Origin of the sequence: Xanthomonas sp. D-99 (assembly GCF_017746145.1) — a bacterium.
GTDB lineage: Bacteria > Pseudomonadota > Gammaproteobacteria > Xanthomonadales > Xanthomonadaceae > Xanthomonas > Xanthomonas cissicola.
This window is the reverse complement of sequence record NZ_JAGHWU010000016.1, coordinates 54,799-74,134: the sequence shown is the minus strand read 5'-3', so window position 1 is coordinate 74,134 and position 19,336 is coordinate 54,799. Positions and strand designations below refer to the sequence as shown.

At 64.5% G+C, this 19,336-nt stretch carries 19 protein-coding genes and 1 tRNA gene; 19 read left to right on the top strand and 1 reads right to left on the bottom strand.

Translation table 11 applies throughout. The features are described from left to right. The first annotated feature begins 224 nt into the window (after positions 1–224). The 7 genes from accD (at position 225) to J7360_RS07425 (ending at position 8,069) form a co-directional block, all read left to right on the top strand. Entirely contained in the window at positions 225–1,112 is an 888-nt protein-coding gene (gene accD, locus J7360_RS07455) for an acetyl-CoA carboxylase, carboxyltransferase subunit beta (protein ID WP_022559505.1), read from the top strand. Further along, positions 1,109–2,458, top strand: coding sequence for a phosphoglucosamine mutase (gene glmM / locus J7360_RS07450; protein ID WP_007962913.1), 1,350 nt, complete (start codon positions 1,109–1,111; stop codon positions 2,456–2,458). The genes accD and glmM overlap by 4 nt, the downstream gene beginning before the upstream one ends. Before the next feature lie 123 nt (positions 2,459–2,581). Then, positions 2,582–3,520: a 2-oxoglutarate and iron-dependent oxygenase domain-containing protein gene (locus tag J7360_RS07445; RefSeq protein WP_007962912.1), complete on the top strand. Its 939-nt coding sequence runs from the start codon at positions 2,582–2,584 to the stop codon at positions 3,518–3,520. A 205-nt stretch (positions 3,521–3,725) separates the two neighbouring features. Beyond that, positions 3,726–4,409: a methylamine utilization protein gene (locus tag J7360_RS07440; RefSeq protein ID WP_022559503.1), complete on the top strand. Its 684-nt coding sequence runs from the start codon at positions 3,726–3,728 to the stop codon at positions 4,407–4,409. Next, the gene (locus J7360_RS07435; RefSeq protein ID WP_057661697.1) at positions 4,406–6,772 is read left to right on the top strand and encodes an EAL domain-containing protein; all 2,367 of its coding nucleotides are present in this window, start codon (positions 4,406–4,408) and stop codon (positions 6,770–6,772) included. The genes J7360_RS07440 and J7360_RS07435 overlap by 4 nt, the downstream gene beginning before the upstream one ends. Then, a complete protein-coding gene (locus J7360_RS07430) occupies positions 6,769–7,641 on the top strand; it encodes a DUF3034 family protein (protein WP_057661698.1) in 873 nt (290 codons plus the stop codon). The genes J7360_RS07435 and J7360_RS07430 overlap by 4 nt, the downstream gene beginning before the upstream one ends. Continuing rightward, a complete protein-coding gene (locus J7360_RS07425; RefSeq protein WP_022559500.1) occupies positions 7,641–8,069 on the top strand; it encodes a group 1 truncated hemoglobin in 429 nt (142 codons plus the stop codon). Before J7360_RS07430 ends, J7360_RS07425 begins: the two co-directional genes overlap by 1 nt. 184 nt (positions 8,070–8,253) lie before the next feature. On the opposite strand, the gene J7360_RS07420 is transcribed toward J7360_RS07425, so the two are convergent. Beyond that, positions 8,254–9,054 carry an SDR family NAD(P)-dependent oxidoreductase gene (locus J7360_RS07420; RefSeq protein ID WP_209033569.1) on the bottom strand — a complete coding sequence of 267 codons (801 nt, stop codon included), beginning with the start codon at positions 9,052–9,054 and terminating at the stop codon, positions 8,254–8,256. A gap of 112 nt (positions 9,055–9,166) precedes the next feature. On the opposite strand from J7360_RS07420, the gene tpiA reads away from it, so the two are divergent. The 12 genes from tpiA to nuoI all read left to right on the top strand — a co-directional run bounded on the left by tpiA (position 9,167) and on the right by nuoI (position 19,333). After that, positions 9,167–9,922, top strand: coding sequence for a triose-phosphate isomerase (tpiA, locus tag J7360_RS07415; protein WP_007963143.1), 756 nt, complete (start codon positions 9,167–9,169; stop codon positions 9,920–9,922). A 33-nt stretch (positions 9,923–9,955) separates the two neighbouring features. Beyond that, on the top strand, positions 9,956–10,429 hold the full coding sequence (gene secG / locus J7360_RS07410; RefSeq protein ID WP_005914281.1) for a preprotein translocase subunit SecG: 474 nt from the start codon (positions 9,956–9,958) through the stop codon (positions 10,427–10,429). 49 nt (positions 10,430–10,478) lie between these two features. Continuing rightward, positions 10,479–10,563: transfer RNA gene (locus J7360_RS07405), tRNA-Leu, on the top strand. A 102-nt stretch (positions 10,564–10,665) separates the two neighbouring features. Continuing rightward, complete coding sequence (locus J7360_RS07400; protein ID WP_003485539.1) at positions 10,666–11,022, top strand: NADH-quinone oxidoreductase subunit A; 357 nt, start codon at positions 10,666–10,668, stop codon at positions 11,020–11,022. Further along, the gene (locus J7360_RS07395) at positions 11,013–11,567 is read left to right on the top strand and encodes an NADH-quinone oxidoreductase subunit B (protein WP_005914280.1); all 555 of its coding nucleotides are present in this window, start codon (positions 11,013–11,015) and stop codon (positions 11,565–11,567) included. Before J7360_RS07400 ends, J7360_RS07395 begins: the two co-directional genes overlap by 10 nt. 36 nt (positions 11,568–11,603) lie before the next feature. After that, positions 11,604–12,356, top strand: coding sequence for an NADH-quinone oxidoreductase subunit C (locus J7360_RS07390; RefSeq protein WP_007963134.1), 753 nt, complete (start codon positions 11,604–11,606; stop codon positions 12,354–12,356). Then, entirely contained in the window at positions 12,353–13,660 is a 1,308-nt protein-coding gene (locus tag J7360_RS07385; RefSeq protein WP_057661699.1) for an NADH-quinone oxidoreductase subunit D, read from the top strand. Before J7360_RS07390 ends, J7360_RS07385 begins: the two co-directional genes overlap by 4 nt. Then, complete coding sequence (gene nuoE / locus J7360_RS07380; protein ID WP_007963122.1) at positions 13,657–14,184, top strand: NADH-quinone oxidoreductase subunit NuoE; 528 nt, start codon at positions 13,657–13,659, stop codon at positions 14,182–14,184. Before J7360_RS07385 ends, nuoE begins: the two co-directional genes overlap by 4 nt. Before the next feature lie 3 nt (positions 14,185–14,187). After that, positions 14,188–15,522 (top strand): NADH-quinone oxidoreductase subunit NuoF, encoded by a 1,335-nt coding sequence (gene nuoF, locus J7360_RS07375; RefSeq protein WP_099801992.1) that lies wholly within the window; start codon positions 14,188–14,190, stop codon positions 15,520–15,522. Further along, complete coding sequence (gene nuoG / locus J7360_RS07370; protein ID WP_209033567.1) at positions 15,519–17,753, top strand: NADH-quinone oxidoreductase subunit NuoG; 2,235 nt, start codon at positions 15,519–15,521, stop codon at positions 17,751–17,753. Before nuoF ends, nuoG begins: the two co-directional genes overlap by 4 nt. Then, on the top strand, positions 17,750–18,841 hold the full coding sequence (gene nuoH, locus J7360_RS07365) for an NADH-quinone oxidoreductase subunit NuoH (protein WP_057661702.1): 1,092 nt from the start codon (positions 17,750–17,752) through the stop codon (positions 18,839–18,841). Before nuoG ends, nuoH begins: the two co-directional genes overlap by 4 nt. Positions 18,842–18,844: 3 nt before the next feature. Further along, positions 18,845–19,333 (top strand): NADH-quinone oxidoreductase subunit NuoI, encoded by a 489-nt coding sequence (nuoI, locus tag J7360_RS07360; RefSeq protein ID WP_003485557.1) that lies wholly within the window; start codon positions 18,845–18,847, stop codon positions 19,331–19,333. Positions 19,334–19,336: the final 3 nt, after the last annotated feature.

Below are 19,336 nucleotides of genomic sequence, written 5' to 3'. Positions count from 1 at the left end.
TTGGGGCGCAGGCGCAGCCACGTGCCTGCGCCGCATCGCGCCACGGCAGCCGCCGCGATCCATTCGCGGCCATCGCTCGCAGAGACATTCAGCCGCCCAAGCCCGGAAGTCTCTGCGCCAGATCCCGCATTCATGACGCCGGCTACCTTGGCATTCCCACGGCGCGTTAGACTGTCGCCCCTCTGCGGCCCGCCAGGCCGCCCTGCATGGATTGTCATACACGCATGAGCTGGCTCAGCAAATTGATGCCCTCCGGCATCCGCACCGAAAACACCCCGGCCAAGAAGCGCAGCGTCCCCGAGGGCCTGTGGGAAAAGTGCAGCAATTGCGGGAGTGCGCTGTACGGCCCGGAACTCGAGGAAAACCTCGAGGTGTGCCCGAAATGCGATCACCACATGGCGATCCGCGCCCGCGCGCGCCTGAATTCGCTGTTCGATCCGGAGACCGCGAGCACTGAAATCGCCGCTCAGCTCGGTCCGGTCGACGCGCTCAAGTTCAAGGACCAGAAGCGCTACGGCGAACGCATCAAGGCCAGCCAGAAAGCCAGCGGCGAATATGACGCGCTGATCGCCATGCGCGGCACGCTCAAGGGCAACCCGCTGGTCGCCGCTGCGTTCGATTTCGCCTTCATGGGCGGCTCGATGGGGTCGGTGGTGGGCGAGCGCTTTGCGCGTGCGGCCGAAGTGGCGCTGGAAGTCGGCTGCCCGTTCGTGTGCTTTTCCGCCAGTGGCGGCGCACGCATGCAGGAAGGCCTGTTCTCGCTGATGCAGATGGCCAAGACCTCGGCCGCGCTCGGCCGCCTGCGCGAAGCCGGCCTGCCGTATATCTCGGTGCTGACCCATCCCACCACCGGTGGCGTGTCGGCCTCGTTCGCGATGCTCGGCGATATCAACATCGCCGAGCCGCATGCGCTGATCGGCTTTGCCGGCCCGCGCGTGATCGAACAGACCGTACGCGAAACGCTGCCCGAAGGTTTCCAGCGCTCGGAGTTCCTGCTCGACCACGGCGCCATCGACCAGATCTGCGACCGCCGACAGATGCGCGACCGCATCGCCGAGCTCACCGCGATGATGATGCGTCAGCCGCATCCGCAAGACGCCGACGCCGCATGAGCGCACGCAAGTATTTCGGCACCGACGGCATCCGCGGTCGGGTCGGGCAGGGCGTGATCTCGGCCGATTTCGTGCTGCGCCTGGGCAATGCGCTCGGCCGTGTACTGACCCAGGGCCGCAGCAAGCGGCCATTGGTGCTGATCGGCAAGGACACCCGCATTTCCGGCTACATGTTCGAAGCGGCGCTGGAAGCTGGCCTGGTTGCCGCCGGTGCCGACGTGCAGCTGATCGGGCCGATGCCGACCCCGGCCATCGCCTTTTTGACCAGCACGTTGCGCGCCGACGCGGGGGTGGTGATCAGCGCCTCGCACAATCCGCATTACGACAACGGCATCAAGTTCTTCTCCGCCGAAGGCGAGAAGCTCGACGACGCCACCGAAGCGGCGATCGAAGCAGCGCTGGACGAGCCGTTCCACACGGTGGAATCGGAGCGGTTGGGCAAGGCCATCCGCACGCGTGACGCCATCGGCCGCTATATCGAATTCTGCAAGGCAAGCGTGGCGCGCGGTTTCACCCTGCACGGGCTGAAGATGGTGCTGGATTGCGCGCATGGCGCCACCTATCACATCGCACCCATGCTGTTCCGTGAGCTGGGCGCCGAGGTGGTGGTCATCGGCGCCGCGCCGGACGGGCTCAACATCAACGCCGGTGTGGGCTCGACCCATATCGATAATCTCGCTGCCAAGGTGCGCGAGTGCGGTGCGCATCTGGGTATCGCCTTCGACGGCGACGGCGACCGCGTGCTGATGGCCGACGACCAGGGCAACCCGGTCGATGGCGACGATCTGCTGTACGTGCTCGCGCGCTCGTGGCAGGCCAGCGGCCGGCTGACGGGTACCGTGGTCGGCACCTTGATGACCAATTACGGCCTGGAACAGGCATTGGCCGCGCTGCACATTCCGTTCCAGCGCGCCAAGGTCGGCGACCGCTACGTGCATCAGGCCCTGGTCGAAGGCGGCGGCACGTTGGGCGGCGAAACGTCCGGTCACCTGTTGTGCCTGGACCGTGCCAGCACCGGCGATGGCATCGTCAGTGCGCTGCAGGTGCTCGAAGCGCTGGGGCGCGATGGGCAGAGCCTGCGCGACGCGCTGACGCGCCTGAGCAAGGTGCCGCAGAAGACCGTCAACGTGCGCCTGGATGGCGGCGCCGCCAAGGCCATTGTGGAAGCGGCCAACGTGCAACAGGCGCTGCAACAGGCGCAGGCCGCCGTGCAAGGCCGCGGTCGCGCGTTCCTGCGCCCGTCGGGCACCGAGCCGGTGGTGCGGGTGACCGTGGAAGCCGACGACGCCGGCCTGATGCAGGACACGCTCGACCGGCTCTCAGGTGCAGTGCGTGACGCGGCGTGAGTCGATCGTCATTGGCGTCTGCGTGGTCATCGCCAAGGCCGCGACGTTCTACCTGTTGTATCGCCTGCTGATCTGACCCGCAGGTTTCTCTGGACCTTTTCGACCTTGACTGCAGACATCCGTATGAGCGCGCGCATTCCCACGCTGGACATCACCCGTTTGGACACCGACCGCGACGCCTTCGTCGCCGAGCTCGGAGCGGCTTATCGGCAGTGGGGCTTTGCCGGCATCCGCAATCACGGCATCGCCCAGGCCGATATCGACGCCGCTTACGAAGTGTTCAAGGCGTTCTTCGCGTTGCCGGAAGCGACCAAGCGCCGTTATCACGTGGAAGGCAGCGGCGGCGCGCGTGGCTACACCGCCTTCGGCGTGGAAACCGCCAAGGATTCCAAGCACTTCGATCTCAAGGAGTTCTGGCACATCGGCCGCGAGATTCCGGACGATTCGCCGTACCGCGCAGTGATGCCGCCGAATCTGTGGCCCAGCGAAGTGCCTGGTTTCCGCGAGCGCGGCTACCAGCTGTACCAGCAACTGGATCAATTGGGTTCGCGCGTGCTGTCGGCGCTGGCGCTGCATATCGGCCTGCCGCAGGACTACTTCGTCGACAAGACCAACAACGGCAATTCGATCCTGCGGCCGATCCATTACCCGCCGATCACCAGCGACGACATCCCCAACGTGCGTGCCGGCGCGCATGGCGACATCAATTTCATCACCTTGCTGGTGGGTGCCAGTGCCGCCGGCCTGGAAGTGCGTTCCCACGATGGCGAGTGGGTGCCGTTCACTGCCGACGCCGACACCATCGTGGTCAACATCGGCGACATGCTGCAGCGCCTGACCAACCATGTGTATCCGTCCACCATCCACCGCGTGGTCAATCCACCGGGAGAGCAGGCACGCCAACCGCGCTATTCGGTGCCGTTCTTCCTGCACCCCAATCCGGATTTCCTCATCGACGTGCTGTCCTCGTGCATCAGCGCGGACAATCCCAGCCGTTATCCGGAGCCGATCACGGCGCATGGCTTCCTGGAAGAGCGTCTGCGCGAAATCAAGCTGAAGTAATCCGGCGCGTCGGGACGCGTTGCGCGGCGCAAATAGCCGCGCTCGCAACACGACCGGTGACCAGCGCCGCACTTCTGTTCAGAAAATTCTGCTCGCGCCTGGTTAAAGCTTGCGTTCACTCGGGCCGATAACCGAGGCTAATCGCTAGCGCGACGTCGGACTCGCCTGGCGCCCGCTGCCGATTGCACAGGGCTGGGGCGTGCGCATGCGATGGATCAAATGGGTGGGTGTCGTGTCGGTGCTGGCGGCCTGTGCCGCCGCAGGCTCGGTATCGGCGACAGCGGTCAGCGTGACCGTCGCCGATGCAGGTGGCGTGCTGGTCGATGCGGTCGTGAGCCTGGAGCCGGCGCGGCCCGCTCCGCCGACCGCGACCAGGACCGCGGAAATGGATCAGGTCAATTCGCAGTTCGTGCCTGCCGTGCTGGCCGTGCGCACCGGCACCCTGGTGCGCTTTCCGAATAACGATCAGATTCGCCATCAGGTGTATTCGTTCTCTCCGGCCAAGCGCTTCGAGCTGCCGCTGTTTCAAGGCACCACCGCGACGCCGGTGCGTTTCGATCAGGCGGGTCTGGTCACCATCGGCTGCAATATCCACGATTGGATGCTGGGGTACATCGTGGTGCTGGAGACGCCGTATTTCGGCAAGACCGGCAGCGATGGTCGCGCCCAGCTGGAGGCGCCTGCGGGCAATTACACGCTGCGGGTCTGGCACCCGCGCATCAAGGGCGCTGCCAGCAGCGAGCCGTTGGTGATCGCGCGCGAGCCAGTGCAGCGCCGCGTGACCCTGCAGACCACCGGCGCCGCGCCGGCCGCGGCGCCACCGGATGCGCGCGTGCGCGCGCTGCAGGACAAGTTCCGTAACGCCGACCCGAAGAAGCCGCGCCCATGAGGTCGATGCGTTTGCATACCCGCATCGCGGCCTTGCTCGTGCTGGTCGTGCTTGCCACGCAGGCGTTGACATTCCTGGCCGTGCAGGTGGCGACCGAGCGCAGCGTCAAGGCGCAGCTTGGCGAAGAGCTCGAGATCGGGCAGCGGGTCTGGCAACGCATCAACATGCGCCGGGACGAACAGCTGCTGCAGTCGGCGTCGGTGCTGGCCGACGATTTCGGGTTTCGTGCGGCCGTGGCCAGTGGCGATGTGCCGACCATGCAATCGGCCCTGCGCAATCACGCCGCGCGCATGTCGGCGCAAACCGCGCTGTTGCTGTCGCCCGATGGCGAATTCTTGACCGGCCTGGCCGACGTGCCGCAGGCCGAACAATTGCGCGCGGTGCAGGCATTGCTGCAACAAGCGCAACGCGATGGACGCGCGGTCGGCGTGGTGGCGCTGAATCAACACATCGTGCGGTTGGCAGTGGTGCAGGTGCTGGCGCCGAACCGCGTCGGCTGGATTGGGATCGGCAACGAATCCGGCGATGGCCTGGCGCAGGATTTCCGCACCACCACCGGGCTGGATGCGATCTTCTTCACCGATGGCCCACCGGTGCGCGTGCTGGCCTCTACCCTGGAGCCCTCGGCGCGCGCCCAATTCGCGCAGCAACTGCCCCTGGCAGAGAAGGTGCAGGCAGCATCGATCCCGCTGACGCTGGACCAGTCGCGTTATCTGGTCAGGCTGCAGTCGATCCAGGGCGACAGCCAGGTGCGGGTGGCGTTGCAGGCATCGCTGGATCGTGCCGTGGCGCCGTACCGCAGCCTCAAGCTGCGGATCCTGCTGCTGGCAGGCTTGGCCACGGTCGCGGCATTGGGCGTGGCGATTGTTCTTGCGCGCAGCGTGAGCAAGCCCGTTGCACAACTGGTCCAGGCCGCACGGCGCATTCAGCGCGGCGACTACCGCACCGCCGTGCAGGTGCCGCCGGGCCGCGAACTCGCCGAACTGGCCGACAGTTTCGGGCGCATGCAGCACCAGATCGCCAGCCGCGAACAGCACATCCTGCATCAGGCCCGCCATGACGCCCTGACCGGGTTGCCCAACCGCATCTGGTTGCTGGAGCGCTTGAAGGACGTGGTGGATCAGACCGTGGCCTCCGGTGGCACCGCCGCGGTGCTGATCCTGGATCTGGAGCGCTTCAAGGAACTCAACGACAGCCTGGGCCACGACTTCGCCGACCAGGTGTTGGTGGAAGCCGGGCGTCGGTTGGTGGAGGTCGTGCAGGAGCCCAATCTGGTGGGCCGGCTGGGGAGCGATGAATTCATGGTGGTGGTGGCGCAAGCCGATGCGGCCAGCGTGCAGCAGGATGCGCAGCGCCTGCTGCTGCAGTTGCGCCGCCCGCTGGTGTTGCCGCAGGCGCGCATCCAGCTCGAAGCCAGCATCGGCATTGCCTTGATTCCCGAGCACGGCGCCGACCCGGACACCTTGTTGCGCCGGGCCGACATCGCACGGCGGCAGGTCGGTACGACAGCCACCTTCGGCGCCAGCGTCTACCGCATGGGCCAGGACGAACAGCATCTGCGGCGTTTGCGCCTCACCGGCGATCTGCGTCAGGCCATCGGCGCTAATGAACTCACCTTGCGCTTCCAGCCCAAGATCTGTCTGCGCACCGATCATGTCGAACAGGTCGAAGTGCTGGTGCGCTGGCATCATCCGGTGCTCGGGCCGATCGGTCCGGACGAATTCATCCCGCTTGCCGAACACTCCGGCGTGATCCATCCGCTCACCCGCTTCGTGCTGGACGAAGCGCTGCGCTGCCAGGCGCAATGGCGCAAGCAGGGGCTGCAGCTGGGCATGGCCATCAACCTGTCAGCACTGGATCTGTCCGATCCCGGTTTGCCCGACTTCGTGCGCGGCTGCCTGGAGCATCACGCCGTGCCAGCGCAGTCGGTCACACTGGAATTGACCGAAAGCGCCTTGATGCGCGATGTCGAATTCGCGCTGCACATGCTGCATCAGCTACGCAGTGTCGGTGTGCGCCTGTCCATCGACGACTTCGGCACCGGCTATTCCTCGTTGGCACAACTCAAGCGCATGCCGGTGGACGAATTGAAGATCGACAAGAGTTTCGTCATGCAGCTGGCCGACGGCACCGACGATGCCTTCATTGTCCGCAGCACGATCGATCTGGGGCATAACCTGGGGCTGAGCGTCATTGCCGAAGGCGTCGAAAACACCGCGGCCCTCGCGTTGCTGCGCGGCTACGGCTGCGACATGGTGCAGGGCTATCTGTATTCGCCACCGCTGGAAGAAGCGCCGCTGGTGGCCTGGTGCATGCGCCAACTCGGCATGAGCACGCCAGCACATGCAGGTGTGCAGCGATGAGCCTGCATCTGCGTGTCGCGCTGCTTGCTGCTGCGGTGGCCGGGGTGTTCGCGCCGCTGCATGCCCGGGCCGGCGACGGGCGCCTGCTCGCCACCGGCGGCGTATCGATGATCGAAGGCAGTAGCGGCGGCGGCATCGTGCCGTGGGCCACGTTGTCTGGGTACGGCACGCGCGACGAGCTTGGCACCGTCGCGTTCGCAACCCACGTCGACAGCGGCGATTACCGTCTTGACGTGCAGGGCGCCGCGCTCACGGTTGGCAATCGGCTGGAGCTGTCGCTTGCCCGCCAGCGTCTGGATCTGGGCACTCTGCAGGACCGGCTCGGCTTGCCGTGGAATGCGCTTGGCCAGGACGTGTTCGGTGCCAAGGTGCGCTTGGCCGGCGATCTTGTGTACGGACATGCGCCGCAAGTCAGCTTGGGCGTGCAATACAAACGCCTGCGCAACGGCACCTTGCCGTTGGCGATCGGTGCGCGCGACGATCACGGCACCGACATCTACGTCAGCGCGAGCCGCTTGTTGCTGCAGGGCGCCGCTGGATATCAGCTGCTGCTCAACGGCACCTTGCGCGCTACCCGCGCCAACCAGGCCGGTTTGCTCGGCTTTGGCGGCGATCGCCGCAACAGCTATCGTCTGGTGCCCGAGGTCAGTGCTGCAGTGGTGCTGTCGCCGTCCTGGGCGGTGGGTGTGGAATATCGCGACAAACCCAATAACCTCGGTTTCGCGCGCGAGCAAGCGTGGGCGGATGCATTCGTCGCCTGGTTCCCCAATAAGCATGTTTCGTTGACCGCCGCCTGGGCCGATCTTGGCGATATCGCCACGCTTGCCCATCAGCGCGGTCCTTATCTCTCGTTGCAGGTGGCGTTCTGATGAACCGATGGCTGCGCTGGTCGTTGCTCTGCATGCTAGGCCTGACGAGCGCCTGCGCCAGCACGCACCCGCGGCAGACGTTGTACGACGAACTTGGCGGCCAGGCGGGCATCGAGGCGCTGGTGGAAACCATGCTCTCGCGCATCGCCGACGACCCGCGCATCGTCGACAAATTCGCACGCGTCAATATCGTCATGCTCAACGACCGGCTGGTGCAGAAGTTCTGCCATGTCGCCGACGGCCCATGCCCTGATACGGCCAAGTCGATGCAGCAGGCGCATGCACACCTGGCCATCCGCGAAGGCGATTTCAATGCCCTGGTCGAAGATCTGAACTGGGCGATGGATCAGCGCAAGATTCCGCGTCGCACGCAAAACCGCCTGCTGGCGCGCCTGGCGGCCATGCACGGCGAGATCGTTAATCACTGAATCCAGCGAATGGCTCTAGCGCTGGCGGTAAAGCGCGTGAGCTGATGTCGATTTGGGCTGGCATGCGCTGCATCCAATCACTGACGCTCGATACATGCGCTTGCTTGGTTATCGCAAGTCCTACGGTCGCCCAGGTTGAAGCCACGCACGAAGCGCTGCCAAGCACGGGCGATCGCTCCTGCACTCAATCCAGCGGCCGCACCCGATGCGAACCGCGCGCCATCAGGCGTAGGGCGAGCGCATGCGGCAACAGCCGCAGTGCTGCATTGACCAGCCGATAGCGCCAGCCCGGCACCGCCAGCACCTGGCCGCGCTCCAGTGCGGCGATTCCATGCTCGGCCACTGCGTCGGCCTGCAGCCAGGCCCAGGCGGGCAGGGTAGACATCGCCTCGCGGGTGCCGGTCACGTCGTGGAATTCGGACCAGGCAAACCCCGGGCACAGGGCGCACACCTTGACCGCGCAATCGGCGTTTTCCAGCGCCAGCGATTCGCTGAAGCGCAGCATGAAACTCTTGCTGGCCGCATATAGGGTCTGCCCATCGGCGCTGGGCGTCAGTGCGGCGAACGAGGCCACGTTGAGAATGCGGCCCTGGCCGCTGGCACGGATCATTGGCAGCAGTCGCCAGGTCAGCTCGCACACCGCGCCCACCATCACCTGCAGGAAGCGCGCATGCGTGGCCCAGTCGTTGTGCAGGTAGCGGCCCGGCACGCCGTAACCGGCGTTGTTGACCAGTGTGCCCACGGTCCAGCCGTTGCCCTGGATCTGCGTTGCCAGCGCTTCGGCCGCGGCAGGGTCGGCCAGATCGGCCGGCAGCACTTCCACCCGAACCGTGCTGCGCAATTCCTCGGCCAATGCCAGCAGCCGGTCCACCCGTCGTGCGGTCAGGATCAATGGCATGCCGCGCCTGGCGTATGCGCGCGCAATCTCGCGGCCGATGCCGTTGGAGGCGCCGGTGATCAAGGCGAAGACAGGCGAAACGGACATGTCAGGTTCCTGTAAGGGGAGGGGGAGGACATCTGGCGGACAGAAGTGTGCCGGTTGCCGACAGGCCTTGGGCTATTCTGTCGCCTGTCTTCAACTCAGGAACCTGCGCCTGATGCGTCGAAAGATCGTTGCCGGAAATTGGAAGCTGCATGGCAGCCGCGCCTTCGCCACCGAACTGGTGGCCAAGGTGGCCGCGCACATGCCCCTGGAGGGTGTCGACGTCGTCATCCTGCCGCCACTGCCTTACCTCGGCGACCTGATCGAGGATTTCGAGGCCCATCACCTGTCGTTCGGAGCCCAGGACGTCAGCAGCAATGAGAAGGGCGCTTACACCGGCGAGGTCTCGGCCTCGATGCTGGTCGATGTCGGTGCTGGCTACGGGCTGGTCGGCCACTCCGAGCGCCGCCAATACCATCGGGAGAGTAGCGAACTGGTAGCGCGCAAGTTCGCCGCCGCCCTTCATGCCGGGCTGATTCCGGTGCTGTGCGTGGGCGAATCGCTGGAACAGCGTGAAGCCGGTCAGACTGAGGCAATCCTACGTGCCCAGCTCGACCCGGTCCTGGCGCTGGTGGGCAGTGCCGGTTTTGCGGGCGCGGTGCTGGCCTACGAACCGATCTGGGCCATTGGCACCGGCCGCACCGCAACCCCGGAGCAGGCCCAGGCGGTGCACGCTTTCTTGCGTGGCGAAGTCGCGAAGGCGGATGCTAGAATCGCCGATTCGTTGCCCATCCTGTACGGGGGCAGTGTCAAGCCCGACAATGCCGGCGAGCTGTTCGCACAGCCTGACGTCGATGGCGGGCTGGTCGGAGGCGCATCACTGGTCGCCGAAGATTTCCTGGCCATCGCACGCGCGGCGGCCGCGTGCTAACCCATTAAGTTTTGTCCGGGGACGGATTTCGAAATGCTGATGTTGATCCTCAATGTGGTCTACGTGCTGGTCGCCCTGGCGATGATTGCGCTGATCCTGATGCAGCGTGGCGCAGGCGCAGCGGCCGGTTCCGGATTCGGCGCCGGCGCGTCGGGCACCGTGTTCGGTTCGCAGGGTGCGTCGAACTTCCTGTCCAAGTCGACCAAGTGGCTGGCGGTGGTGTTCTTCAGCATCAGCCTGTTCATGGCGTGGTATGCCACGCACGGCGCACGTCCCACGGATCAGAACCTGGGTGTGATGTCACAGTCGGCGACTCCGGCTCCGGCCGCCGCCGGCGAGCTCACCCAGCCGTTGCCGCAGGCTCCGGCCGCAGGTGCGGTGCCGACCGCCCCGTCGCAGCCGGCTCCGGCCGCCGCTCCGCCAGTCGCGCCTGCGCAGTCCGCACCGGCGCAGCCGGCGCCTGCAGCAAGCGAAGAAAACGCTTCAGAACCAGCACAAAAACGCTGAAGCCGGTTACAATACGCTGCGCACTGGGATGCCCAGCGGCGCAACGTATGCCCAGGTGGCGGAATTGGTAGACGCACTACCTTGAGGTGGTAGCGACTTAGGTCGTAGGGGTTCGAGTCCCCTCTTGGGCACCATTGTTTGGCTGCAGTTCCTGCGCATCGCTTGTCGCGCGCGGGGTCTGCCTATACCCCATGCCGGCACGCGGCGCGTGCGGGCAGAGGCAAGAGAGAATCGCTGTGCTGGCCGAATATTTGCCGAGTCTGCTGTTTCTGATCGTCGCCACCGGTATCGGCATCGTGCTGATGTTGGTCGGTCGATTCCTCGGTCCGCGTAGCCCGGACCCGCGCAAGCTCTCGCCTTACGAGTGCGGCTTCGAAGCCTTCGAAGACGCGCGCATGAAGTTCGATGTGCGCTACTACCTGATCGCGATCCAGTTCATCGTGTTCGATCTGGAAATCATCTTCATCGTGCCGTGGACACAGGTGTTCATGGAGATCGGCGCACGTTCGCTGGTCACCATGGGGCTGTTCGTCGGTATGTTGTTCCTCGGCTTTATCTACGTGTGGAAGAAGGGAGCGCTGGAATGGGAGTGATTCAGACCCTGGATAGTCTGATGACCAACCCGATGCCGGAAGGCCGGGTGGAAGACATCCTGCGCCCGGAAGGCGAAAACCCGTTGCTCGAAAAGGGTTACGTGACCACCAGCGTCGATGCGCTGCTGAACTGGGCGCGCACCGGCTCGATGTGGCCGATGACCTTCGGCTTGGCGTGCTGCGCCGTCGAGATGATGCATGCGGGCGCCTCGCGCCTGGATCTGGACCGCTACGGTGTGGTGTTCCGCCCGTCGCCGCGCCAGTCCGACGTGATGATCGTGGCCGGCACCCTGGTCAACAAGATGGCCCCGGCGCTGCGTAAGGTCTATGACCAGATGCCGGATCCGAAGTGGGTCATCTCGATGGGCAGCTGCGCCAACGGCGGCGGCTACTATCACTATTCGTATTCGGTGGTGCGCGGTTGCGACCGCATCGTGCCGGTGGACATCTACGTCCCGGGCTGCCCGCCGACCGCCGAGGCGCTGGTCTACGGCATCTTGCAGCTGCAGAAGAAGATCTGGCGTACCCAGACGATCGCGCGCTGACACCCGTCTTCTTCTACCGAGAGCAGCCAAGCCCCCATGGCAGAGCAAGCATCTTCCTTCACTGACCGACTTGCGGCACGTTTCGCCGGTGCGCAGATTGCCGTGGCATTGCCGCGCGGCGAAGTGACGCTGGAAGTGGCCGCCGCCGATTGGCACGCCACCTGTCTTGCACTGCGTGACGAGCTCGGTTTCGAACAGCTCAGCGACCTGTGCGGCGTCGATTACCTCGGCTATGGCAGCGACGAGTGGGATACCGCCGACGTGTCGTCGCAGGGCTTCAGTCGCGGCGTCGAAGGCAAGGCGGTCGGCCGTTTCGCCTGGGGCGAATTCCCCAGCCAGGAAAGCTCCGCTGGCGCGCAGCCGCAGCAGCTGCCCAAGCGGCGTTTTGCGGTGGTCGCGCAGCTGATTTCCTACCAGCACAACCAGCGTCTGCGCGTGCGTTGCTACGCGCCGGACGAGCAGGTGCCGGTGGTGGCGTCGGTGACCGATATCTGGCCGGGCGTGAACTGGTTCGAGCGCGAGGCGTTCGACCTGTTCGGCATCGTGTTCGATGGGCATCCGGACCTGCGCCGCATCCTGACCGACTACGGATTCGTCGGCCACCCGTTCCGCAAGGACTTCCCGCTGATCGGCAACGTCGAAGTGCGTTACGACGACGAGCGCAAGCGCGTGGTGTACGAGCCGGTGACCTCGGTCGAGCCGCGCGTCGGCGTGCCGCGCGTCATTCGCGACGATGCCCGTTATGAGACTGCCGCTGGTGAAGTGGGCAAGTCGGAGACTGCCAAGTGAGTGAGTTCCGCCAGGCAACCGATGCCTTCGCGAGCAATCCTGTCGAAAGCAAGCAGGAAATCCGCAATTACACGATGAACTTCGGCCCGCAGCATCCTGCGGCGCACGGCGTGTTGCGCCTGATCCTGGAAATGGACGGCGAGACCGTGGTGCGTGCCGATCCGCATATCGGTCTGCTGCACCGTGGCACCGAGAAGCTGGCCGAGTCCAAGCCGTTCAACCAGTCGGTTCCATACATGGATCGCCTGGATTACGTCTCGATGATGTGCAACGAGCACGCTTACGTGCGCGCGATCGAATCCCTGATGGGGATCGAGGCGCCCGAGCGTGCGCAGTACATCCGCACCATGTTCGACGAGATCACCCGCATCAAGAACCACTTGATGTGGGTCGGTTCCAATGCGCTCGATCTGGGTGCGATGGCGGTGATGCTGTATGCATTCCGCGAGCGCGAAGAACTGATGGACGTCTACGAGGCGGTCAGTGGCGCGCGCATGCACGCTGCCTACTACCGTCCCGGCGGCGTCTACCGCGATCTGCCCGATCGCATGCCGCAGTACAAGGAGTCGCGTTGGCACAAGGGCGGGGCGCTGAAGAAGCGCAATGCCGGTCGCGAAGGCACCATGCTGGACTTCCTTGAGGAGTTCACCAATACCTTCCCGGCACGCGTGGACGAATACGAAACCCTGCTGACCGATAACCGCATCTGGAAGCAGCGTACCGTCGACGTCGGCATCATCAGCCCGGATCTGGCACGCGCCTGGGGCATGACCGGTCCGATGCTGCGTGGCTCGGGTATCGAGTGGGATCTGCGCAAGAAGCAGCCCTACGCCAAGTACGACGCGGTGCATTTCGATATCCCGGTGGGCACCAACGGCGACTGCTATGACCGCTACCTGGTGCGCGTGGCCGAGATGCGCGAATCCAACCGCATCATCAAGCAGTGCGTGAAGTGGCTGAAGGCCAACCCCGGCCCGGTCATGGTCACCAATTTCAAGGTCGCCCCGCCCAGCCGCGAAGGCATGAAGGACGACATGGAAGCGTTGATCCATCACTTCAAGCTGTTCAGTGAAGGCTACTGCGTGCCGGCCGGCGAAACCTACAGCGCGGTCGAAGCGCCCAAGGGCGAGTTCGGTTGCTACCTGATGTCAGACGGCGCCAACAAGCCGTTCCGCGTGCATCTGCGCGCGCCGGGTTTTGCGCATCTGTCGTCGATGGACGCAGTGGTGCGTGGCTATTTGCTGGCCGACGTCGTGGCGATGATCGGTACTTACGATTTGGTTTTCGGTGAGGTTGACCGATGAAGGCGACGGGTAATTTCGAAGCGGCGCGCGACGTCGATCCGCAGGTGGTGCTGAGCGAGAAGACGCGCGCGCACATCGATCACTGGCTGACCAAGTTCCCGCCGGACCGCAAGCGTTCGGCGGTGCTGCAGGGTCTGCATGCTGCGCAGGAACAGAACCAGGGCTGGCTGACCGACGAATTGATCGTGGGCGTGGCCAAGTACCTGGAGCTGCCACCGGTATGGGCTTATGAGGTCGCCAGCTTCTATTCGATGTTCGAGACCGAGCGCGTCGGCCGCCATAACGTGGCGTTCTGCACCAACATCAGCTGCTGGCTCAATGGCGCCGAAGACCTGCTGGCCCATGCGGAAAAGAAGCTGGGTTGCAAGCTGGGTCAGTCGACGGCCGATGGCCGCGTCTACCTCAAGCGCGAAGAAGAGTGCCTGGCTGCCTGCTCCGCAGCGCCGATGATGGTCATCAACGGCCACTATCACGAGCACCTGACGAAAGAAAAGGTCGACGCGCTGCTGGACGGGCTGGAGTAAGACATGGCACATCATCACGCACCCTCAGGCCCGGTCGGTCCGGCGCCGCAGCCGCATCAGGTCGTCTACACGACCCTGCACTACGACACTCCGTGGTCGTATGAGAGCTATCTGAAAACCGGTGGCTACGCCGCGCTGCGCAAAATCCTCGAAGAGAAGATCCCGCCGGCCGATGTCATCGAAATGGTCAAGGCGTCCAACCTGCGCGGCCGTGGTGGCGCGGGCTTTCCGACCGGGTTGAAGTGGTCGTTCATGCCCAAGGGCACGATGCAGAAGTACATCCTGTGCAACTCGGACGAATCCGAGCCGGGCACCTGCAAGGACCGCGACATCCTGCGCTACAACCCGCATTCGGTGGTGGAGGGTATGGCGATCGCCTGCTACGCCACCGGTTCGACGGTGGGCTACAACTACTTGCGTGGCGAATTCCACCACGAGCCGTTCGAAAACTTCGAGCTGGCGCTGGCCGACGCATACGCCAACGGCTGGTTGGGCAAGAACATTCTCGGCAGCGGCGTGGATATCGACATCTACGGTGCGCTGGGTGCTGGCGCCTACATCTGCGGCGAAGAAACCGCATTGATGGAATCGCTGGAAGGCAAGAAAGGCCAGCCGCGCTACAAGCCGCCGTTCCCGGCGAATTTCGGCCTGTACGGCAAGCCGACCACCATCAACAACACCGAGACCTACGCGTCGGTGCCGGCGATCATTCGCAACGGTCCGGAGTGGTTCCTCGGTTTGAGCAAGACCAAGAACGGCGGCCCGAAGATCTTCTCGGTGTCCGGTTGCGTGCAGAAGGGCGGTAATTTCGAGGTGCCGCTCGGCACCACCTTCGACGAACTGCTGGCAATGGCCGGCGGGCTGCGCCCCGGTCGCAAGCTCAAGGGTGTGGTGCCCGGCGGCGTGTCGATGCCGGTGCTGAAGGCCGATCAGGTCGCGGGCCTGCAGATGGACTACGACACCTTGCGCGCGCTCGGCACCGGTCTGGGTTCGGGCGCCATCGTGGTGCTGGACGACAGCGTCTGCTGCGTCCGCTTCGCCTGCCGCATCTCGCAGTTCTTCCACAAGGAATCCTGCGGCCAGTGCACCCCGTGCCGCGAGGGCACCGGCTGGATGCACCGCGTGCTGGAGCGCATCGTCGCCGGCAAGGCCACGATGGAAGACCTGCATCAGCTGCGCACCGTCGCCGGCCAGATCGAAGGCCATACCATCTGTGCGTTCGGCGAAGCGGCGGCATGGCCGATTCAAGGCTTCCTGCGCCAGTTCTGGGACGAGTTCGAGTACTACATCGTCAACGGTCGTTCGATCGTCGATACGCAAGTCGGAGTGGCTGCATGAGCGCCCAACCAGTGAACCCGAACGTGCCACCGGACCATGTCACCGTCGAGATCGACGGACAGTCCCTGGTGGTGCCGAAGGGCTCGATGATCATCCAGGCGGCCGACAAGGCCGGCATCCCGATCCCGCGCTTCTGCTATCACGAGAAGCTGCCGATCGCGGCCAACTGCCGCATGTGCCTGGTCGATGTCGAAAAGTCACCCAAGCCGTCGCCTGCCTGCGCCACGCCGGTGATGGACGGCATGAAGGTCACCACGCGTAGCGAGAAGGCGCTGAAGTACCAGCGCAGCGTGATGGAATTCCTGCTGATCAACCATCCGCTGGATTGCCCGATCTGCGATCAGGGCGGCGAGTGCGAGTTGCAGGACGTCTCGCTTGGCTACGGTCGTTCGGTGAGCCGTTTCAACGAGCGCAAGCGCGTGGTGCCGGACGAGGACATCGGTCCGCTGGTCGCTACCGAAATGACCCGCTGCATCCAGTGCACCCGTTGCGTGCGCTTTACCGCAGACATCGCCGGCACCTATGAGCTCGGTGGCATGTATCGCGGCGAGAATCTGCAGATCGGCACCTACGACGGCAAGCCGCTGACCACCGAAATTTCCGGCAACGTCATCGACGTCTGCCCGGTGGGCGCGCTGACCAACAAGGTGTTCCAGTTCCGCGCACGTCCGTGGGAATTGATGGCGCGCGAGTCACTGGGCTATCACGATGCAATGGGCTCGAACCTGTTCCTGCACGTGCGTCGTGGCGAAGTGCTGCGCACCGTGCCGCGCGAGAACGAAGCGGTCAACGAATGCTGGCTGTCCGACCGCGACCGTTATTCGCATCAGGGCCTGTATGCCGAAGACCGTGCGGTCAAGCCGCTGAAGAAGGTCAACGGGCAGTGGACTGAAGTGAGCTGGGCCGAAGGTCTGGCCGCCGCCACGCAGATCCTGCGCGAAAACGCCGGCGATTCGCTCGGCGTCCTCGTGCATCCGTCCACGTCCAACGAAGAAGGCGCATTGCTCGCACGTCTGGCCGAGGGTCTGGGCAGCGGCAATCTGGACCACCGTCTGCTCAACCGTGATTTCTCCGACGCTGTGGTGGCCGAAGCCTTCGCCACGCCGCTGGCCGAGATCGAGCAGGCCGATGTGGTGGTGTTGTTCGGCACCAACGTGCGTCATGAATTGCCGCTGCTGCATGCGCGCCTGCGCAAGGCGCACATCCAGAACCGCACCCAGATTCATTCGGTCAACCCGGTCGACTTCGATTTCGCCTTCACCCAGACCAGCCGCACCGTGGTGGCGCCCTCGCAGTTGGCGGATGCACTGAGCGATGCGGCGCTGCGCGATACGGTCAAGGCTGCAAGCCGCGCCGTGATCGTGGTGGGCGCGCTTGCCGAAAGTCATCCGCAGGCTGCAGCGTTGCGCGCCGCCGCACGCGATTTTGCTGCCGCAACCGGCGCGTCGCTGTGCCGCATCCCGCAGGGCGCCAATGCCGTCGGTCTGGTCTCGCAGGGCGTGCTGCCTACCGCGCGCGATGTCGCCGGCATGCTGGCCCAGCCGCGTCAGGCCTACGTGCTGTATGGCATCGAGCCGGGCCTGGATTTTGCCGCCGCCGCCGCTGCCCGCAGTGCGCTGGCAGGTGCCAAGGTGGTTGCCTTCAGTCAGTTTGCCTGTGCGTCGACGCGCGATGTGGCCGATGTAATTCTGCCGATCGGTGCGTTGCCGGAAATCGATGCATCGCTGACCAATCTGGATGGTCGCGTGCAGACTGCACGTGCTGCCGGTCGCTTGCCGGTGGAAGCGCGCGAGGGATGGCGCGTATTGCGCGCACTTGGCGGTGAACTGGGTCTGGCCGGTTTCGAGTTCATCGACCTGATCGGTCTGCGCGCCGGCATGCAGAACCGCAGCGTGACGCCGACGACGTCGGCGCAGCCAGCGGCCGCCAGCGAAGGGCTGGAAGTTGCCGCCACCGCTGCGATCTACCGCACCGATGCGGTGGTGCGTCGGGCTGCCGCGCTGCAGTCGCATCCGCTCAACATCGCGCCGTGCGTGGCGATGCATCCGGAGCAGGCGACGCAGTTGCGGGTCCAGGCTGGTCAGATGGTCAAGGTCGGTACCGATGCCGGTAAGGCAACGTTGCCGGTGGTGCTGGACAAGCGCGTCGCACCGGGCACGGTGTGGATCGAATCCGGCCATGGTGCAACCGCGCCGCTCGGTGCCGGTCGTGTAACGGTGGTGGCTGCATGAACGAATTGCTGTTGAACCTGGTCGACCCGTTGCACCAGTGGTTCCTGGGGCTGGGCGATGGCGGCGTAGTGCTCTGGTCGGTATTGAAGATCCTGCTGATCGCCGTGCCGGTGATCGTGGCAGTGGCCTTCTACGTGGTCTGGGAGCGCAAGCTGATCGGCTGGATGCACGTGCGCTACGGGCCCATGTACGTGGGTATGGGCATCTTCCAGGCCTTCGCCGACGTGTTCAAACTCCTGTTCAAGGAGATCGTGCAACCGGCCAGCTCGCACAAGGCGATGTTCGTCATCGCACCGCTGCTGACACTGGCGCCGGCCTTCGCCGCGTGGTCGGTGGTGCCGTTCGATGCAAAGCTCGTGTTGTCCAATGCCAACGTCGGCCTGCTGTATCTGCTGGCGATGACCTCGCTGGGCGTGTACGGCATCATCCTGGCCGGCTGGGCGTCGAACTCGAAGTACGCCTTCCTGGGCGCGATGCGTTCGGCCGCGCAGGTGGTCAGCTACGAAATTGCGATGGGCTTTGCGCTGGTCGGTGTGATGATTGCCTCCGGCAGCGTCAACCTGAGCCAGATCGTGTTCGCGCAGGCCGGCAACTCGGGCTTCTTCGACTGGTTCCTGATTCCGCTGTTCCCGTTGTTCATCGTGTACTGGGTTTCTGGCGTCGCCGAAACCAACCGCGCGCCGTTCGACGTGGTGGAAGGCGAATCGGAAATCGTCGCCGGTCACATGGTGGAATATTCAGGCGGTGCGTTCGCACTGTTCTTCCTGGCCGAATACGCCAACATGATCCTGGTCAGCTTCCTGATCTCGATCTTCTTCCTCGGCGGTTGGTTGAGCCCGATCCAGGGCTGGGTCAATGCGGACATTTCGCCGTGGATCGACTGGTTGTGGAAGGGCGGCTGGCCGTGGCTGCTGATGAAGGTGTTCTTCTTCGCCAGCGCCTACATCTGGTTCCGCGCCAGCTTCCCGCGTTACCGCTACGACCAGATCATGCGTCTGGGCTGGAAGGTCTTCATTCCGCTCACGATCGTGTGGATCGCAGTGACGGCGTTGATGGTGTTTTACGGCGTGATCCAGAAGGGCGTGTAATCGATGAACAAGATCACCCATTACTTCAAGAGCCTGCTGCTGCTCGAATTGCTCGGCGGCTTGTGGCTGACGTTGAAATACACGTTCAAGCCCAAGTACACCGTGCTGTATCCGATGGAGAAATTCCCGCAGTCGCCGCGCTTTCGTGGCCTGCACGCGCTGCGCCGTTATCCCAACGGCGAAGAGCGTTGCATCGCTTGCAAGCTGTGCGAAGCGGTGTGCCCGGCGCTGGCGATCACCATCGACTCGGCCAAGCGCGAAGACGGCACCCGCCGCACCACGCGCTACGACATCGACCTGTTCAAGTGCATCTTCTGCGGCTTCTGCGAGGAAAGCTGCCCGGTGGACTCGATCGTCGAAACGCACATCCTCGAGTACCACTTCGAGAAGCGTGGCGAAAACATTGTCAACAAGCCGCAGCTGCTGGCGATCGGAGACCGGTTAGAGACCGAGATCGCCGAGCGTCGCGCTGCCGATGCCGCCTTCCGTTGAGGT

Excerpts from the sequence above, each read along its gene's own strand:
- accD (WP_022559505.1), top strand. The coding sequence starts at position 225 with ATGAGCTGGCTCAGCAAATTGATGCCCTCCGGCATCCGCACCGAAAAC.
- glmM (WP_007962913.1), top strand. The coding sequence starts at position 1,109 with ATGAGCGCACGCAAGTATTTCGGCACCGACGGCATCCGCGGTCGGGTC.
- J7360_RS07445 (WP_007962912.1), top strand. The coding sequence starts at position 2,582 with ATGAGCGCGCGCATTCCCACGCTGGACATCACCCGTTTGGACACCGAC.
- J7360_RS07440 (WP_022559503.1), top strand. The coding sequence starts at position 3,726 with ATGCGATGGATCAAATGGGTGGGTGTCGTGTCGGTGCTGGCGGCCTGT.
- J7360_RS07435 (WP_057661697.1), top strand. The coding sequence starts at position 4,406 with ATGAGGTCGATGCGTTTGCATACCCGCATCGCGGCCTTGCTCGTGCTG.
- J7360_RS07430 (WP_057661698.1), top strand. The coding sequence starts at position 6,769 with ATGAGCCTGCATCTGCGTGTCGCGCTGCTTGCTGCTGCGGTGGCCGGG.
- J7360_RS07425 (WP_022559500.1), top strand. The coding sequence starts at position 7,641 with ATGAACCGATGGCTGCGCTGGTCGTTGCTCTGCATGCTAGGCCTGACG.
- J7360_RS07420 (WP_209033569.1), bottom strand. The coding sequence starts at position 9,054 with ATGTCCGTTTCGCCTGTCTTCGCCTTGATCACCGGCGCCTCCAACGGC.
- tpiA (WP_007963143.1), top strand. The coding sequence starts at position 9,167 with ATGCGTCGAAAGATCGTTGCCGGAAATTGGAAGCTGCATGGCAGCCGC.
- secG (WP_005914281.1), top strand. The coding sequence starts at position 9,956 with ATGCTGATGTTGATCCTCAATGTGGTCTACGTGCTGGTCGCCCTGGCG.
- J7360_RS07395 (WP_005914280.1), top strand. The coding sequence starts at position 11,013 with ATGGGAGTGATTCAGACCCTGGATAGTCTGATGACCAACCCGATGCCG.
- J7360_RS07390 (WP_007963134.1), top strand. The coding sequence starts at position 11,604 with ATGGCAGAGCAAGCATCTTCCTTCACTGACCGACTTGCGGCACGTTTC.
- nuoE (WP_007963122.1), top strand. The coding sequence starts at position 13,657 with ATGAAGGCGACGGGTAATTTCGAAGCGGCGCGCGACGTCGATCCGCAG.
- nuoF (WP_099801992.1), top strand. The coding sequence starts at position 14,188 with ATGGCACATCATCACGCACCCTCAGGCCCGGTCGGTCCGGCGCCGCAG.
- nuoG (WP_209033567.1), top strand. The coding sequence starts at position 15,519 with ATGAGCGCCCAACCAGTGAACCCGAACGTGCCACCGGACCATGTCACC.
- nuoH (WP_057661702.1), top strand. The coding sequence starts at position 17,750 with ATGAACGAATTGCTGTTGAACCTGGTCGACCCGTTGCACCAGTGGTTC.
- nuoI (WP_003485557.1), top strand. The coding sequence starts at position 18,845 with ATGAACAAGATCACCCATTACTTCAAGAGCCTGCTGCTGCTCGAATTG.